This is a genomic window from Pseudoduganella rivuli (assembly GCF_009674485.1).
In the GTDB taxonomy this organism is placed as follows: Bacteria; Pseudomonadota; Gammaproteobacteria; order Burkholderiales; family Burkholderiaceae_D; genus Rugamonas; species Rugamonas rivuli_B.
Map to the genome: position 1 here is coordinate 37,882 of NZ_WKJJ01000023.1, position 15,520 is coordinate 53,401.

Annotated in this window: 17 protein-coding genes; 12 read left to right on the forward strand and 5 right to left on the reverse strand. The window is 64.2% G+C overall.

What is annotated here, in order from left to right:
- Nucleotides 1-149: 149 nt before the first annotated feature.
- From gspG to GJ700_RS28920, 12 genes are read left to right on the forward strand one after another with little or no spacing between them, the layout of a single operon-like run.
- Nucleotides 150-590, forward strand: a complete 441-nt coding sequence (gene gspG, locus GJ700_RS28865) for a type II secretion system major pseudopilin GspG (protein ID WP_154380557.1) — start codon at nt 150-152, stop codon at nt 588-590.
- Between the two features lie 21 nt (nt 591-611).
- Complete coding sequence (gene gspH, locus GJ700_RS28870; RefSeq protein ID WP_154380559.1) at nt 612-1,085, forward strand: type II secretion system minor pseudopilin GspH; 474 nt, start codon at nt 612-614, stop codon at nt 1,083-1,085.
- A 3-nt stretch (nt 1,086-1,088) separates the two neighbouring features.
- Complete coding sequence (gspI, locus tag GJ700_RS28875; protein ID WP_154380561.1) at nt 1,089-1,469, forward strand: type II secretion system minor pseudopilin GspI; 381 nt, start codon at nt 1,089-1,091, stop codon at nt 1,467-1,469.
- Nucleotides 1,466-2,155, forward strand: coding sequence for a PulJ/GspJ family protein (locus GJ700_RS28880; protein ID WP_154380563.1), 690 nt, complete (start codon nt 1,466-1,468; stop codon nt 2,153-2,155). The genes gspI and GJ700_RS28880 overlap by 4 nt, the downstream gene beginning before the upstream one ends.
- Nucleotides 2,152-3,159 (forward strand): type II secretion system minor pseudopilin GspK, encoded by a 1,008-nt coding sequence (gene gspK, locus GJ700_RS28885; protein ID WP_371868183.1) that lies wholly within the window; start codon nt 2,152-2,154, stop codon nt 3,157-3,159. The genes GJ700_RS28880 and gspK overlap by 4 nt, the downstream gene beginning before the upstream one ends.
- Nucleotides 3,160-3,184: 25 nt before the next feature.
- A complete protein-coding gene (gene gspL, locus GJ700_RS28890; RefSeq protein ID WP_154380565.1) occupies nt 3,185-4,417 on the forward strand; it encodes a type II secretion system protein GspL in 1,233 nt (410 codons plus the stop codon).
- Entirely contained in the window at nt 4,414-4,938 is a 525-nt protein-coding gene (locus GJ700_RS28895) for a type II secretion system protein M (protein WP_371868184.1), read from the forward strand. The genes gspL and GJ700_RS28895 overlap by 4 nt, the downstream gene beginning before the upstream one ends.
- Nucleotides 4,935-5,711, forward strand: coding sequence for a type II secretion system protein N (gspN, locus tag GJ700_RS28900; RefSeq protein ID WP_371868185.1), 777 nt, complete (start codon nt 4,935-4,937; stop codon nt 5,709-5,711). Before GJ700_RS28895 ends, gspN begins: the two co-directional genes overlap by 4 nt.
- Nucleotides 5,711-7,882, forward strand: a complete 2,172-nt coding sequence (gene gspD / locus GJ700_RS28905) for a type II secretion system secretin GspD (protein ID WP_154380567.1) — start codon at nt 5,711-5,713, stop codon at nt 7,880-7,882. Before gspN ends, gspD begins: the two co-directional genes overlap by 1 nt.
- A complete protein-coding gene (gspE, locus tag GJ700_RS28910) occupies nt 7,879-9,297 on the forward strand; it encodes a type II secretion system ATPase GspE (protein WP_154380569.1) in 1,419 nt (472 codons plus the stop codon). The genes gspD and gspE overlap by 4 nt, the downstream gene beginning before the upstream one ends.
- Nucleotides 9,298-9,306: 9 nt before the next feature.
- Nucleotides 9,307-10,530 (forward strand): type II secretion system inner membrane protein GspF, encoded by a 1,224-nt coding sequence (gene gspF / locus GJ700_RS28915; protein ID WP_154380571.1) that lies wholly within the window; start codon nt 9,307-9,309, stop codon nt 10,528-10,530.
- A 19-nt stretch (nt 10,531-10,549) separates the two neighbouring features.
- Entirely contained in the window at nt 10,550-11,128 is a 579-nt protein-coding gene (locus GJ700_RS28920; RefSeq protein ID WP_229507311.1) for a type II secretion system protein N, read from the forward strand.
- A gap of 179 nt (nt 11,129-11,307) precedes the next feature.
- On the opposite strand, the gene GJ700_RS28925 is transcribed toward GJ700_RS28920, so the two are convergent.
- The 5 genes from GJ700_RS28925 to dksA form a co-directional block, all read right to left on the reverse strand.
- Nucleotides 11,308-11,496: a hypothetical protein gene (locus GJ700_RS28925; RefSeq protein ID WP_154380573.1), complete on the reverse strand. Its 189-nt coding sequence runs from the start codon at nt 11,494-11,496 to the stop codon at nt 11,308-11,310.
- A 22-nt stretch (nt 11,497-11,518) separates the two neighbouring features.
- Nucleotides 11,519-12,850, reverse strand: a complete 1,332-nt coding sequence (hslU, locus tag GJ700_RS28930; RefSeq protein WP_195764044.1) for an ATP-dependent protease ATPase subunit HslU — start codon at nt 12,848-12,850, stop codon at nt 11,519-11,521.
- Nucleotides 12,847-13,395, reverse strand: coding sequence for an ATP-dependent protease subunit HslV (gene hslV / locus GJ700_RS28935; RefSeq protein ID WP_154380575.1), 549 nt, complete (start codon nt 13,393-13,395; stop codon nt 12,847-12,849). The genes hslU and hslV overlap by 4 nt, the downstream gene beginning before the upstream one ends.
- Before the next feature lie 112 nt (nt 13,396-13,507).
- On the reverse strand, nt 13,508-14,866 hold the full coding sequence (locus tag GJ700_RS28940) for a hypothetical protein (RefSeq protein WP_371868186.1): 1,359 nt from the start codon (nt 14,864-14,866) through the stop codon (nt 13,508-13,510).
- Between the two features lie 161 nt (nt 14,867-15,027).
- Nucleotides 15,028-15,474: an RNA polymerase-binding protein DksA gene (gene dksA, locus GJ700_RS28945; protein ID WP_154380577.1), complete on the reverse strand. Its 447-nt coding sequence runs from the start codon at nt 15,472-15,474 to the stop codon at nt 15,028-15,030.
- Nucleotides 15,475-15,520 lie beyond the last annotated feature (46 nt).

Below are 15,520 nucleotides of genomic sequence, written 5' to 3' on the forward strand. Positions count from 1 at the left end.
CGTCACGCGCACGGGTGCCCATGGTCTTAACAAGGATGTCCAAGTGTTACAGACCATGGCACTTCCGCTGCAATGCAGCTATGCTGGCAGGCGCTTAGCGCTTATACTTCAGGACCCCATTGTTAAATTAGCTATTTGGACAGGTTTTCATGCAGAAAGTGATTTCCCAACGCCGCGCACGCGGTTTCACCCTGATTGAAATCATGGTGGTGGTCGTCATCATGGGCGTGCTGGCTGCGCTGGTGGTGCCCAAGCTGCTTAACCGTACCGGCGAGGCGAAAGTCGCGGCCGCCAAGGTCGACATCGCCAACATCGTGCAGTCGCTGAAGCTGTACAAGCTGGACAACCAGCGCTATCCGACCACGGAGCAGGGCCTGAAGGCGCTGATGGAAAAGCCGACCACCGGTCCGGCAGCCAATGGCTGGAAAGCCGGCGGCTACCTGGAAAAGATGCCGAAAGACCCGTGGGGCAACCCTTACCAGTACCTGGCGCCGGGCGTGCGCGGTGAAATCGACGTGTTCTCGTTTGGCGCCGATGGCCAGGCTGGCGGCACGGGCGACGACGCCGACATCGGTTCCTGGGACAACTAAGCTGTTCCGGACCGGGCTGCCATGTTTGCTGCCAGCCGCCAGCGCGGCTTCACGCTGATCGAGCTGCTGGTAGTGCTGGTCATCCTCGGCATCTTGCTGGGGGTGGTCTCGGTCAACATGGCGCCCAGCCGGCGCCAGGGCATGCAGCAGGAAGCGCAGCGCATCGCTATGCTGCTGCAACTGGCGCGCGACGAAGCCATCGTGCGCAACCGTCCGGTGGCGTTCGAAGCAGACTCCGAGGCGTACCGTTTCTTCGTGCGCGGCGAACAGCGCGTGTGGGAACCGGTAACGCAGGACGATTTGCTGCGCGAGCGCCCTTTCAAGAACGCTCCCGTGTCCCTGTTGCTGGACCCCGCCTCGACGGTTCCCGGCGACAAGCTGCGCGTGGTCTTCGGCCGCGAACCGGTCGACCGTCCGTTCACGCTGACCATGGTCAACGGCGACGTCTCCGTCGCCATCCATGCCGATGGCATCGGCCATTTCACGGTGGAATAAGCCATGCGCCGCATTCAATCCCATCGTTCCCCTGGCTTCACCCTGCTGGAAGTGCTGGTTGCGCTGATGATCGTCGGCACCGCGCTGGGCGCGTCGCTGCGCGCGATCGGCAGCCTGACGCAAAACAGCGATGGCTTGCGCGCCACCATGATGGCAACGTGGTCGGCGGAAAACCGGCTGGTCGAAGTGCGGCTGGCCAAGCGCTTCCCGCCGCTGGGGAAAAGCAATTTCGACTGTCCGCAGGGAGACTTGAAGCTGACCTGCATGGAAGACGTCATCGCCACGCCGAACCCGCGCCTGCGCCGCGTGGAAGTCAGTGTCTATGACCAGAACCAGCCGGAGCGGCTGATCATCAAGCTGGTCCAGCTGGTGCTGCAGGAATGATGATGCGGCCAGTACAGGACAGGCCGCATGGCTTCACGCTGGTGGAATTGCTGGTGGCGATTACCATCCTGGCCTTTATTGCCGTGATGAGCTGGCGGGGATTGGATGGCATCGTCCGTTCGCGCCAGGCGCTGACGGCGCAGATGGACCAGACCCGCGGCGCGCAGCTGGCGTTCGCCCAGCTGCAAAACGACCTCGAACAATTATCCGACAAGACCGTGATCGGCGATCGTCCGCGCCTGGTGGCCGACGAAACCAGCATGGTGTTCATCCGCAATGTGCTGGCCGAAGGAGAACCGAGCCGGGTGCAAACCGTGTCGTACCGCATCCGCGACAGCGTGTTGATCCGCAAGGAATCCGTCGCCACGCGCGACCTGCGCCAGCTCGACATGTTGTGGCAGGCGGCGCTGGCCGATACCGGGCCCGCGCCGGCCGTGGCGCTGCAAAACGGCGTGGCGAAAATGACGTCGCGCGTGTGGGAAGCGGGCGGCTGGCAGCCTGCGCCGGTGCCGGCCAATGCCGGCACCGGCGCAGGCCTCACCGGCGGCCCCGGCGCCGTGGCCGCGCCGCAGGCGCCGCTGCAACAGACGGGTTTTACGGGCATCGAGTGGACGCTGCAATTGCAAAGCCAGGGTGAAAGCCCGCAGCAAAGCCTCGTGAAATTCTTCATGGTGGGGGCGCAGTGACACGCCGCCATGCACCATTACGTTCGCGGGTGCGCCAGCGCGGCGTGGCCATCGTCACGGCGCTGCTGTTGACGACACTGGCAGTCACCATCGTGGCCAGCCTGTTCTGGCAACAGCAGGTGCAGGTGCGTTCGATTGAAAACCAGCGTATGCACTTGCAGACGCGCTGGATCTTGCGCGGCGCGCTGGATTGGGCGCGGCTGATCCTGCAGCAAGATGCGGTCGACAGCAAGGTGACGGCGGAAACCAGCGTGTGGGCCACGGCGCTGGCGGAAACGCGGCTCGACGATTACGTGGAGCGCGAGCGCAATGACAACGAAAAATACGATGCCACCCTGTCGGGGCGGATTATGGATGCGCAGTCGCGATACAATCTTGGCAATTTGGCCAGGAACCGCGACATCAATCCGGACCAGTTGCGGGTATTCCAGCGCTTGCTGGAAGGCTTGCGCCTGAACGGTACGCTGGCCAAGGGCGTGGCGGAAGAAGTGGCGCGCGGCCAGGCGCCGAAAGTCGAAGCGCCGCCGGCCAACCCGCCGGGCGGTGGTGGCGGACAAAAGCCGCCGTCGACGGCGCTCGCGATGGATGGACGCGAACCGCTGCCGCCGCAGCGGGTGGAAGACTTGCTGGCCGTGGCGGGTTTTTCGCAGGATGCGGTGGAAAAGCTGCGCCCCTTCGTGATCGTGCTGCCGCCGGAGCAGGAATACACGGAAATCAATGTCAACATGGCGGCGCCGGAATTGCTGGCGGCCATGATCGACAATTTTTCCGTGTCGGAAGCGGCCAATCTGGTGCAGTACCGCAAGCGCACGCCGTTCTACGACAAGCAGGGTTTCACGACTTACATCGGCGCCGGCCGCGGTGTCAAAGTCCCCTACGGCGTCATGAGCAACTACTTCCTGGTGGAGAGCCACATCCGCCTGGGCAGGGCGGCGCTGGATGCGGAAGCGCTGGTCAAGCGCGGCGGCAAGAGCGCCAATGTGGTGTGGATCAGGGAAAACTGAAAAGAAATAACGAAAGAGAGATGCTTTGACGACGCTATACATCCGGTATCCTGCCCGGGCCGCGGCCGACAGTGGCGCCATCCAGCAGTGCCACTTCGCGCTGCTGGGCGACAGCGGCAATGTCATGCAGCAGGGCGCTTCCGCGCTGGGCAACATGGCCGAGCTGGTGGCTTCCGCGCGCCGCGTGGTGCTGTTGCTGGCCGCCGCCGACGTCACCCTGCTGCGCGTGAAAACGCCGCCGCTGTCCGCCGCGCGCCTTAAAGCAGCCTTGCCGGCGCTGGTGGAAGACCAGTTGCTGGGCGATCCCGCCGACTGCATCCTGGCGCTGGCATTGCCGGGCCCGGACGAACCGGAAGGCGAACGCACGGTGGCCGTGGTGCAGCGTGCGTGGCTGGAAGTGCTGGTCAAGGCGCTGGTGGCGCAGGGCGCGCATTCGGTGTCGGCCGTGCCGGCGCAACTGTGCCTGCCGCTGCAACCGGGCGGCGCGTCGGCCGCCATTGCGCTGGACGATGCGGGCCTGGAACTGACCCTGCGCACGGGCCACCATGCGGGCCTGGGCCTGACGGTGGCGCCGGAACCGGAAGCGGCGCTGCATACGCTGCGCGCGCTGGCGGGCGAAGCGCCGCTGACCGTGTACCTGCCGGCCGCGCTGGCGCCGCAATACCAGCCGGTGGCCGCCAACATGGTGGGCGTCTCGGTGGAGCACGACAATTGGACGCACTGGGTGGCAGCCGCCCGCACGGCGGGGCCGGACCTGGCCGCCGGCATGGCGACAGGCACGCAGGCGCGCGCATGGCGCCGCTGGCGCTGGCCTGCCGTGCTGGCGGTGCTGGCCGTGGCCGTCAACGTCGCGGGGCTGAATATCGAATGGCTGCGCCTGAAGCGCGAGTCGGCCGATATCCGCAAGGGCATGGAACAGACGTTCCGCGCCGCGTATCCACAGGAAGCCATGCTCGATCCGGTGGCGCAAATGCGCAGGAATATCGCGCAGGCCAAAGCCAGCAGCGGTGAAATGGTGGCGGACGAATTCACGGCGCTGGCGGCCGCGCTGGGCGAAGTACTGGCCGCCACCGGCAAGCGCGACGTGGTCGCGGGGCTCGGCTACAAGGACCGCGTGCTGACCGTCAAACTCAAACCCAATACGGTCGACGCCGGCGCGGTGGGCCAGGTGAAAACGCTGCTGGCGCAGCGCAACCTGGCGCTGTCGGAAGTGGACGGCGGGGCCTGGCAAATTCGCATGGCTGGAGGTAAATCGTGAGCGAATTCACTGCAAAAATGCAGAAGCTGCAGGCGACTGCGCAAGCGTTCTGGCAAGAGCGCACGGAGCAGGAGCGCCGCATGCTGACCATTGGCGGCGTGGTGGTGGGCCTGGGCCTGTTTTATGGCGTATTGATCGACCCGGCACTGGAAGGCCGCGCGAAATTGCGCAAGGACTTGCCGGTGCAGCGACAGCAGGCTGCCGAATTGCAGGCGCTGGGCCGCACCGCGATGGAATACAAGGCGCGTACGCCGATTCAGCCCAACCGCCTCAGTAACGACACGTTGAACGCCAGCCTGGCCGCCACCGGCTTGAAGGCGCAATCGCTGGCCATCACGGGCGACTATGTCAAACTGGAATTGAAAGGCGCGCCGTTTGCCGCCATCGCCACCTGGCTCGATACGCAGCGCCGGACGGACGCGATTGCCGTGCAGGACGCCAACATCACGGCCACGGCGACGCCGGGTATGGTTGATGCGACCTTCACGTTGCAGCAGCGCGCAGCGGGAGCGGCGCAGTGAAACGTCTGGGCTTATGGCTGCTGGCCGCGCTGCTGGGCGCGCTGGTCACGGTATTGCTGTTCTTCCCCGCCACGTGGATGGCGGGGATGGTGGAAAAGCAGACTGGCGGCCGTTTGACCTTGGGCGATGCGCAGGGTACGCTGTGGCGCGGTTCCGCCTTCATTGGCGGCGCGGCCAGCAGCGGCGGCGCCGTGACGCCGTTGCTGCCGGGGCGCTTCACGTGGAAGCTGTCGCCGCTGGTGGTGTTCGGCATGGTCGACCTGGAGTTGGGCAATCCGGAAGCGCTGGCGCAACCGGTGAATTTCCGGGGCAGTTGGAAGCAGTGGCAATTGAGCCCGTCCGCGCTGCTGTTGCCTGCCGATGGCCTGGCCGGGCTGGGCGCACCGTTGAATACCCTGGCGCCATCCGGTGTGATGCGCCTGTCGTGGAGCGCGCTGGAACTGGCCGCGCAAGACCAGACCGTCGCGATCAATGGCCGCACCACGCTGGAAATGACGGACATGTCGTCCAAGCTGTCGCCCATCAAGCCGCTTGGCAGTTACCAGCTGGCGCTGGACTGGCGCGGCCAGCAGGCGCAACTGGATTTGAATTCCGTGAAGGGCCCGCTGCTGTTGAGCGGGAAAGGCAGCCTGAACAACGGCCGCCTGCAGTTTTCAGGGCAAGCCCAGGCCGCCGACGGCTACGAGCAGTCGCTGGGCAATTTGTTGAATTTGCTGGGCCAGCGCCGTCCTACCAATGACGGCAAAAACATCATCGCTTTAGAGTTCAGATAATGAAAAAACAGTCTGTGAACAAATCGAATTTCCAGTTGCGCCGCATCGGTGCTGCAGCTTTGCTGTGCTGCGCGATGGTGACCAGTCAACCCCCGGCATGGGCGGCCGCCGGCGATGACACCGTCCTGAATTTTGTCGGCGCCGATATCGAAGCCGTCATCAAGGCGGTCGGCCACTACACCAACATCACGTTCCTGATCGACCCGCGCGTCAAGGGCCAGCTGACCCTCGTGTCGGAAGGTCCGCTGACCAAGAGCCAGGCCTTTGCCCTGCTGACGTCCGCGCTGCGCCTGCAAGGCTTCGCCATCGTCAGCGGCGACGGTTACGCGAAAGTGGTGCCGGAAGCGGAAGCGAAGCTGCAAGCCACGCCGACCCAGGTGGGCGGCTCGACGCTGAAGGGCGACCAGATCGCCACGCAGGTATTCCAGCTCAATTACGAATCGGCCGCCAACCTGGTGACGGTGCTGCGCCCGCTGATCACGCCGAACAACACCATCAACGCCAACCCCGGCAACAACACGCTGGTGGTGACGGATTACGCGGACAACCTGAAACGCCTGGGCAAGATCGTGGCCGCGCTGGATGCGCCGTCGCACGTGGACGTGGACGTTATCCCGGTGCGTTACGCGATCGCCAGCGACCTGGCCACGATGATGAACAAGCTGCTGGAACCCGGCGCGGGCGGTGGCGGTGATTCTGGCCGCGTCTCCGTGCTGGCCGATCCCCGCACCAATTCGCTGGTGCTGCGCGCACCGTCGGCAGCGCGCGCCAACCTGGCCAAGTCGCTGATTGCCAAGCTGGATCAGCCCACGCAGCAACTGGGCAATGTGCACGTGGTGTACCTGAAAAACGCGGAAGCCACCAAGCTGGCGCAAACCCTGCGCGCCGTGGTGTCGGGCGACAGCTCGGTCACCGGCGCGGCGCTGGGCGGTTCCGGCTCGAACTCGAGCCTGGGCCAGGGCCAGAGCGGCGGCAGCCTGGCGGGCGGCCAGCAACAGCAGGGCGGTATGAACCCGGCCGGCACGGGCTCGACCAACCCGCTGCTCAATGCCGGCAGCAGCAGCGGCCAGCAATTGAACGCGGGCGGCGCGGGCGGCTTTATCCAGGCCGACGCATCGACCAACACGCTGATCATCACGGCGCCGGAATCCGTCTACCGCAACCTGCGCGCCGTCATCGACCAGCTCGACGTGCGCCGCGCGCAGGTGTACATCGAATCGCTGGTGGTCGAAGTGGCGTCCGACAAGGTGTCGGAATTCGGCGTGCAGTGGGTGGGCGCGACCGGCAATGAAAACAGCACGTACCGCGTGGGCGGCCTGCAATCGCTGAGCAACGGTTCCAACAACCTCGCCAATATTTACAAGGGCATGGCGGCCGGCACCCCGTCGGTGGGTAACGGCCTGACGATCGGCGTGTTCAAGCAACTGGCCAGCGGCGCGCTGGGCCTGGGCGCCGTGGCGCATGCGCTGGAAACCGATGGCGGCACCAACATCCTGTCGACGCCGAACATGGTCACCCTGGACAATGAAGTCGCGCAGATCCGCGTCGGCCAGAACGTGCCGATCCTGACCGGCCAGTTCACCACCACGTCCGGCACCAACTCGAATCCATTCCAGACCATCGACCGCAAGGACGTGGGCCTGACCCTGAAAGTGCGTCCGCAGATTTCCGAAGGCGGCACCATCAAGCTGGCGATTTATAACGAGAGTTCCAGCATCGACGATTCCGTCAGCTCGACTTCCGGCATCATCCTGAAGACGCGCGTGATTGAAACCAACGTGATTGCCGACGATGGCCAGGTGATCGTGCTGGGCGGCCTGATTTCCGACGATGCCAACGACAGCGCGGACAAGGTGCGCGGCCTGGCCGACATTCCCGTGTTGGGCAACCTGTTCAAGTACCAGAAGCGCCAGCGCAAGAAAACCAACCTGATGGTGTTCCTGCGTCCGGTGGTGATGCGCAGCCGCGACCAGAACAACGAACTGGCGGCCGACCGCTATGACTACATGCGCGCCACCCAGCAAGCCGTCAAGCCCGACGACACGATCCTGTTGAAGGACCTGGGCCAGCCGATGCTGCCACAGCTGATCAATGGCCAGCCGGCGCCGGGCGTGGGCCAGCTGGCGCGTCCCGTGACGCCGATCGCACCTGCTCCGGCGGAAAAGCAATGAGCAACCTGTTGCCCTACGCTTTCGCCCGCGATTACGCGGTGCTGGCCAAGCCATCGGATGGCCCGGCGGTCGATGTGTTCGTGTCCGGCGCAACGACGCCGGCCGCGATAGCGGAAGTGTCGCGGCGCTTTGGCCGCATCAACCTGAAGCACATGGGCCGCGCCGACCTGGAAGAAGCGATTGCGGCGGCCTATGCGGGTGGCGGCAACGATGCGTCGCAGGTGGCCGATGAATTCGATGCGGACCTGGATTTGACCAAGTTGCTGCAGGATGTCCCGGCCATTGAAGACTTGCTGGAATCGTCCGACGACGCGCCCGTGATCCGCATGATCAATGCGCTGCTGACGCAGGCGCTGCGCGAAGGCGCATCGGACATCCACATCGAACCGTTCGAGCAGACGTCCGTGGTGCGCTTCCGCGTCGACGGCGCGCTGCGCGACATCGTGCGTCCCCGCAAGGCGATCCACGGTTCGCTGATTTCCCGTATCAAGATCATGGCGCAGCTGGACATCGCGGAAAAGCGATTGCCGCAGGATGGCCGCATCACGTTGCGCGTGGGCGGCAAGCCGGTCGACGTGCGGGTGTCGACCCTGCCGACCGGCCATGGCGAGCGGGCCGTGCTGCGTTTGCTGGACAAGGAAGCGGGCCGCCTCGACCTGAATCACCTGGGCATGAGCGGCGACATGCTGGCGCAGTTCGACAAGCTGATCAACCAGCCGCACGGCATCGTGCTGGTCACGGGACCCACCGGTTCCGGTAAAACCACCACGCTGTATGCGGCGCTGTCGATGCTGAACGCGTCCACCACCAACATCATGACGGTGGAAGACCCGGTCGAATATGACTTGCACGGCGTGGGCCAAACCCAGGTCAACGCGAAGATCGACATGACATTTGCGAAGGCGCTGCGGGCCATCCTGCGCCAGGATCCCGACGTCATCATGATCGGCGAGATCCGCGACCTGGAAACCGCGCAGATCGCCGTGCAGGCGTCGCTGACGGGCCACCTGGTGCTGGCGACCTTGCACACCAACGATTCGGCCGCCGCCGTCACCCGTTTGCTGGACATGGGCATCGAACCCTTCCTGCTGTCGTCGTCGCTGCTGGGCGTGCTGGCGCAGCGGCTGGTGCGCAAGCTGTGCGTCGAATGCAAGCGCGTGGACGAGCAGGGCGAGTGGCATGCGGTGGGCTGCGAAGCGTGCGGCAACACGGGCTACCACGGCCGGGTCGGTATTTATGAGCTGTTGCAGACCACGCCGCAAATCAATGCGCAAATCCACGACCAGGCTTCCGAAGCGTCGATCCGCACCGCGGCGCAGGCCGACGGCATGGTGACCATGCGCGAAGATGGCGAGCGCTGGCTGAAGGCCGGCATCACCACGCGCGCGGAATTGCTGCGCGTGGCCAAGGATTAAGGACCAAGCATGCCAGCGTTTCGCTATGAAGCCGTCGATGCGGGCGGCTCCACCAAAAAAGGCGTGGTCAATGCCGACAGTCCCCGCGCCGCCCGCGCCGACCTGCGTTCGCAGGGATTGACGCCGTTAAAAGTCGACGCGATTGCCGCGCAGGTGGACGCCAGCGGCAAGGCGACGCGCCGGAGCGGCTTCGGTGAAAAGCTGTCGTCGACGGAACTGGCGCTGTTCACGCGCCAATTGGCCAGTCTGCTGGAAGCCGGGCTGCCGCTGGAGCAATCGTTCACGGCGCTGCTGGAACAGGCCGAGCGCCCGTACGTGCGCGACCTGATCGCATCGATCCGTTCCGAGATCATCGGCGGCGCCGCGCTGTCGGACGTGCTGTCGCGCCATCCGCGCGACTTCCAGGAAATTTACCGCGCACTGGTGGCGTCGGGTGAACAGATCGGCCATCTGTCGCGCGTGCTGTCGCGGCTGGCCGATTACATCGAGCGCCGCAATGCGCTGATCGACAAGGTCAAGCTGGCGTTCACCTATCCGGCCATCGTCACGGTGGTGGCGTTTTCCATCGTGATTTTCCTGCTGACCTACGTGGTGCCGCAGATCGTGTCCGTATTCGCCAACACCAAGCAAAAGCTGCCGCTGCTGACCGTCATCATGCTGGCCGTGTCGGACTTTGTGCGCGCCTATGGCGTGGTGGTGGCGATACTGCTGGTCGGCGCGTGGTTCGCCTGGCGCCGCGCGCTGGAAAATCCGGCGCTGAAAACCCGCTGGCACACGTGGCTGCTGACGGCGCCCTTGTATGGACGCTTCGAGCGCAGCCTGAACACGGCGCGTTTTGCCAGCACGCTGGCGATCACCACCGGTTCCGGCGTGCCGATCCTGCGCGCGCTGCAGACCAGCCGCGATACGCTGAACAACGTGGCCATGCAGCACCTGGTGGACGAGGCGGCCGATGCGGTGCGCGAAGGCGTGAGCCTGGCGCGGGCGCTGTCGGCGCAAAAGCTGTTCCCGCCCATGCTGATCCACATGATCCGCGCGGGCGAAATCACGGGGGAATTGCCGGCCATGCTGGAACGGGCGGCAAGCGCGCAGGAAGCGGACCTGGAGCGCCGCACGTTGCGCATTGCCGGCCTGCTGGAGCCGGCGCTGATCCTGGCCATGGGCGTGGTGGTGCTGCTGATCGTGCTCGCGGTGCTGATGCCTATTATTGAAATCAACCAGCTGGTGCGCTGAGCCGCGCCGGGAAGAGTTTATGAAGCGTTTGCCTGTACCTGTGACTGCCGCCACGTTTGGCGCCATTGCCGCGTTGTCGGCTTCGATGGCTTACTGGGGGATGCAGCTGTTCAAAGAACAGCAGCGACCGATCGCCGCCGTGGTGCACCAGGCGCCTTTGGTCCCATCGATCGAAGCGGCCAAGGGCTTGTTCGGCGGCGACGTCGCGGTGGCCGTGGCCAGCAATTACCAGCTGAAGGGCGTGGTGGCCGCCATCAATGGCCGCCACAGCGTGGCCATCATTGCCGCCGATGGCCAGCCGCCGAAAGCGTATCCGGTGGGCGCGGAAGTGGCGCCCGGCGTGAAAGTGCAGGAAGTGGCGCCGCGCCACGTGATGCTCAGCGAGGGCGGCATACCGAAACGGATCGATTTGCCGGCGGATGCGCCATCGTCCGGTGGCGGTGCGGCCGCCATGCTGCCGCCGCTGCCGTCGCAGGCTCCAGCGCCAGCTACGCCACCGGCCATGCAGCCGGCGCCGCCGATGCCGGTCCCGCAAAACATGCCGCCACCGCAAACCCCGATGACGGGTGGCGGTGCAATGCCGCCACCGCGGCAGTAAACAACACGGAAGGCTACGACGTTCGATACGGCCAGCGGCCATGTCCCGTAGGGCGGTTTTGCGATAGCAAAGCCGCCATGCATGCGCCGCCACCGGCGCTTACAGTACCAGGCCCGCGCGCAATGGCGGCTTCGCTGGCGCGAAACCGCCCTACGCAATATGAGTCCGTATTCCGGGGATTATTCTTCGGGTTTTTCCGGGTCGGCTTTTTTCAGCGCCACCTTGGCGGCCTGGCGCTGTGCCGACTGGCTTTTGACATGCGGGCCGGCCGACCTGTTCTTGGCCAGCGCCGCATAGGGATTGCGGGGTTTGGAGGGCGTGACGCGGAATTGCATCTTTTGCCGCGTCGCCAATGCCTTATTTGCCATGACCTGCGCCCCGTCGTCCCGCTTACAGCACGTAGCGCGACAAGTCTTCGTTGACGGCCAGCGCATCGAGGCGCGCATTGACGTAGGCCGCGTCGATGGTCAGCGTCTTTTCCGTGGTCTCGGTGGCCGAGTACGAAATTTCTTCCAGCAGCTTTTCCATCACCGTGTACAGGCGGCGTGCACCGATGTTTTCCGTGCGCTCGTTGACCTGGTAAGAGATTTCCGCCAGGCGCGTGATGCCTTCCGGCGTGAATTCCACCACGATGTCTTCGGTTGCCAGCAGCGCCTGGTATTGCTTGGTCAGGCACGCGTCGGTACTGGTCAGGATGCGTTCGAAGTCGGCGATCGACAGCGATTCCAGTTCCACGCGGATCGGGAAGCGGCCCTGCAATTCCGGGATCAAATCCGATGGTTTCGCCAGGTGGAACGCGCCCGATGCGATGAACAGGATGTGGTCGGTGCGGATCATGCCGTACTTGGTGTTGACAGTGGTGCCTTCCACCAGCGGCAGCAAGTCGCGCTGTACGCCGGCGCGCGACACGTCGGCGCCGCCCACTTCGGAACGGGATGCGATCTTGTCGATCTCATCGAGGAACACGATGCCGTTCTGCTCGACGTTTTGAATCGCCTTTTGCTTCATCTCGTCTTCGTTGACCAGCTTGGCGGCTTCCTCGTCCAGCAAGATCTTCATGGCTTCCTTGATCTTGACCTTGCGCGACTTCTTGCGCGCACCGCCCATGCCGGAAAACATCGACTTGATCTGCTCCGTCATTTCTTCCATGCCGGGCGGGGCCATGATTTCCATTTGCGGCAGGCTGTCCGCCAGTTCGATCTCGATTTCCTTGTCGTCCAGCTCGCCCTGGCGCAGGCGCTTGCGGAACGTCTGGCGCGTGGTGTCCGGCTTGTCGTCGCTGTTGGCGGCGGCAAAACCGAAGTCGCGCGGCGGCGGCAACAGGATGTCGAGCACGCGGTCTTCCGCGGCGTCTTCCGCGCGGGCCCGCACTTTCGCCATTTCCGACTGGCGCGTCTGCTTGACGCCGATGTCGATCAAGTCGCGGATGATGGTGTCGACGTCGCGGCCCACGTAACCGACTTCGGTGAATTTGGTGGCTTCGATCTTGATGAAGGGCGCATCGGCCAGTTTGGCCAGGCGGCGCGCGATTTCCGTCTTGCCGACGCCGGTCGGGCCGATCATGAGGATGTTTTTCGGCGTGATTTCATGGCGCAGCGGTTCGGCCACCTGCTGGCGGCGCCAGCGGTTGCGCAGGGCAATGGCGACGGCGCGCTTGGCTTTGCCCTGGCCGACCACGTGTTTGTCCAGTTCGCCGACGATTTCTTGTGGGGTCATGTTCATGATGCGGTTCCGTCCAGCGTTTCAATGATGTGCGACAGATTGGTATAGATGCACAGTTCGCCGGCGATGGTCAGCGATTTTTTCACGATGTCGGCGGGGCTCAGGTCCGTGTTTTCCTGCAGCGCCTTGGCGGCCGATTGTGCATAGGTGCCGCCGGAACCGATGGCGCCGATGCCATCTTCCGGTTCCAGCACGTCGCCATTGCCCGTGATGACCAGGGTCGATTGCGCGTCGGCCACCAGCAGCATGGCTTCCAGGCGGCGCAGCACGCGGTCGGTGCGCCAGTCCTTGGCCAGTTCGACGGAGGCGCGCAGCAAGTTACCCTGGTGTTTTTCCAGCTTCGCTTCGAAGCGGTCCAGCAGGGTGAAAGCGTCGGCGGTGCCGCCGGCAAAGCCGCACAACACTTTGCCCTGGTACAGCTTGCGCACTTTGCGCGCGGAGCCCTTCATGACGATATTGCCCAGCGTAACCTGGCCATCGCCGCCCAGCGCAACCTGATTGCCGCGGCGCACGCTCAGGATGGTGGTGCCGTGAAATTGTTCCATTGTAGACCTCAAAGTAAGGGCGCACGAATACCGTATCGATTTGCGCGCCAGCCGCCCAAATGGGGTTTAAGCAGGAAATTGCAAGACACTTAATGCACAACAACAACGGCAGCTAATATTTGTGGGCGAAGATGCGTCCCAGACCAGTGTAGCCCAACAGCCGCATCAGCGCCGCCACCAGGTGGTTGACTTCGCGAAACTCCACGCGCCGGCGTTCCCGCTGTTGTCCCGCTTCCGGCGGTTCGCGTTGGGCCAGGCTTTGCAGGTGCGACAGCAACTGGCCGGCGGCAGCAAAGTCCATGCGCGCCAGGTGCGTGCAATCGAACACCAGCGCGTCGTACTGTTCCGCATAGGCGGTGACGGCGGCCAGCAGCGGCGCCACATTGCCCTCGATGACAGGCGGCAGCATGAAACGGTCGGACGCGGCGGACAGGAGTTGCCGCGCCGCCGTCTCCACCTTGTACGGGGCGGTGAAGGAGGGCGGCGATACTTCGAAGGTCACGCAGTAATCCATGCTGGTTTCTTCGAATTCTTTTTCGCGGTTCAGCAATTGCAGCAATTCCAGCAACAGCAGCCAGGTGGCGGCGCCATCTTCCTTGCGGCCCACGCAGGTGCACGAGCGCAGCAATTTCACCAGTTCGTCCGCCGCCACCACGATCAGTTCGCGTCTGGCCGCCACCAGCGCCTGCAAGTGTTCCAGCAGCACGGCGCAACCCGCATCGTCGCAGGCCGCGATGCGGCTGAAATCCAGGCGCAATACCGGCGCGTCGCCGGCCTGGCTGCGCCACTGGGCCAGCGCAGGCTCGCTGCGCGCATCGAGCGTCGCGCTGAAAATATGGGTGGGCGTCACGCCACTGTAGGCGGGTTCCACGTGCGCGGCGGCCGGCAGCATGTCGCGCCATGGCGGCGGCGACGTTTCAAACAAGCTGGCGTAATCGATCGACAGGTTGTCGAACGCATCCTGCTGCCCCGTGGCCTGGTACAGGTCGAACAGCAGCCACCAGGCCGTGCGGTCTTGCTGCGCGCCTTCGCCGGCGGCCTCGGCAATGGCGCCTGCCAGCACATGGCCGGCTACGTCGGCCTGGCCATTGGCGTACAGGATCGCGCTTTCATCGATGGCTGGCGCGCTGGCGGCGGCGGGCGCCGGGACCGGCATTTCATCGTCGGCCAGCAGCAAGGTGGTGGGAGCGTCCAGCAGCGGCAGCGTGGCGGGATTGTCGGTATCCGTGTCGGGCAGGCGGGGGCGGGGTGGCGGCGCCCAGGCGGGTTCGGCATCGTTGAAGATATCCGCTTCCATGGCCGCTTCGATGGCGTCGATCTTCAGCGCCGTGGCGCGGGCCAGGTCGCGCTGCAGCTTGGCATGGGCTTGCTGGCGCTGCATTTCACTGTCGGCAGCCAGCCGTGCGGCAGCGTCATCGCTGTCGGCAGTGGCGGCATCCTTGCCTTTTTTGAATAGTGAAAACAGTCCCACTTTGCCCCTCGCTTAGTGTCTGCTAGTGTAGCCCAGGAGCAAGCTTATTCTGTGTCTTGCCGTACGCAGAAACAAAAAAAGCACGCGGTCCGCATGCTTTTTTTTGGTGAGTAGGTCCCAGTCCGGCGCGAGGCCGGGGAACGGTGACGCTGTGGCGGCGGTCAGTCGCCGTACAGCTTTTGCTTCAGTTCGCGGCGCTGCTGTGCTTCCAGCGACAGGGTAGCGGTCGGGCGTGCGATCAGGCGGGGAATGCCGATAGGCTCGCCCGTTTCTTCGCAATAGCCATACTCGTTATTGTCGATGGCCACGATGGACTGTTGCACTTTCTTCAGCAGTTTGCGTTCGCGGTCGCGCGTACGCAATTCCAGTGCATGTTCTTCCTCGATGGTCGCACGGTCAGCCGGATCGGGCACCAGCACGGTTTCGCGCAAGTGTTCGGTCGTTTCGCCGGCATTCTTCAGCAACTCTTTCTCCAATGCCTGCAACTTGGCCTTGAAGAACGCCATTTGCGCCGGGTTCATGTAGTCGGCGTCGCTCATCTTCAGAATTTCTTCTTCGGTGAGGATACGTTCTTCGCTGGCGGCAGGGGTTTTATTAGTTTTAGTCATCACTTCGCTTACCTTCGATACGACAAGTTTTCAAATTTCAGTTGAT